The sequence below is a fragment of the Bartonella sp. AP150HLJHH genome (assembly GCF_042196385.1).
Lineage (GTDB): Bacteria > Pseudomonadota > Alphaproteobacteria > Rhizobiales > Rhizobiaceae > Bartonella.
In genome coordinates this window covers 1-1,189 of sequence record NZ_JBHIQC010000096.1, presented here as the reverse complement: position 1 = coordinate 1,189, position 1,189 = coordinate 1, and the positions used below count along the sequence as shown (strand labels likewise).

The 1,189-nt window shown below is 43.5% G+C and carries 1 protein-coding gene; it reads right to left on the bottom strand.

All coding sequences use genetic code 11. From position 1 onward, the window contains the following. Positions 1–12: 12 nt before the first annotated feature. Positions 13–1,188 carry an elongation factor Tu gene (gene tuf / locus ACFING_RS09830; protein WP_012755022.1) on the bottom strand — a complete coding sequence of 392 codons (1,176 nt, stop codon included), beginning with the start codon at positions 1,186–1,188 and terminating at the stop codon, positions 13–15. Position 1,189: the final 1 nt, after the last annotated feature.

Below are 1,189 nucleotides of genomic sequence, written 5' to 3'. Positions count from 1 at the left end.
AACAAGCATTATTTATTCAATGATCTTAGAGACGATACCGGCACCAACAGTACGACCACCTTCACGAATAGCAAAACGAAGTTTCTCTTCCATCGCTATCGGAACGATCAACGAAACATCCATCGCAACATTGTCACCTGGCATAACCATTTCCGTTCCTTCTGGAAGCGTAACAATACCTGTAACATCCGTCGTACGGAAGTAAAACTGAGGACGATAATTCGTGAAAAATGGTGTATGACGTCCACCTTCATCCTTTGTCAAAATGTAAGCTTCTGCTTTAAACCGTGTATGAGGTGTAACGGATCCTGGCTTTGCCAATACTTGACCACGCTCAATCCCTTCACGGTCAACACCACGTAGCAGAGCCCCTATATTATCACCCGCTTGACCTTGATCCAAAAGCTTGCGGAACATTTCAACGCCTGTAACCGTCGTCTTAGACGTTGGACGAATACCGATAATCTCGATTTCCTCTCCAACTTTAATAACACCACGCTCAACACGACCCGTAACAACAGTTCCACGACCCGAAATCGAAAAAACATCTTCTATCGGCATCAAAAATGGTTGATCAACAGGACGTTCAGGGGTTGGGATATAATTATCAACTTCACTCATTAAAAGACGAACAGCATCTTCACCAATGCTTTTATCCTTATCCTCAAGAGCTGCCAACGCAGAACCCTTAACAATTGGTATATCATCGCCTGGGAAATCATATTTGGATAAAAGTTCCCGAACCTCAAGCTCTACAAGCTCCAAAAGTTCTGCATCATCAACCTGATCAACTTTATTAAGAAAAACAACAATTGCTGGAACACCAACCTGACGTGCAAGCAAAATATGCTCACGTGTCTGAGGCATTGGACCATCAGCTGCTGAAACAACCAAAATAGCACCATCCATCTGTGCTGCCCCTGTGATCATGTTTTTCACATAATCAGCATGTCCTGGACAATCAACGTGCGCATAGTGACGATTTTCCGTTTCATACTCAACGTGTGCTGTAGAAATAGTAATTCCACGTGCCCGTTCCTCTGGCGCAGCGTCAATTTGGTCATAAGCTTTAAATTCACCAAAATATTTCGTAATCGCTGCTGTCAACGAGGTCTTCCCATGATCAACGTGACCAATCGTACCAATATTAACATGCGGTTTTGTTCGTTCAAACTTGCTCTTCGCCATT

Coding starts and splice junctions, on each gene's coding strand:
- tuf (WP_012755022.1), bottom strand. CDS start 1,188: ATGGCGAAGAGCAAGTTTGAACGAACAAAACCGCATGTTAATATTGGT.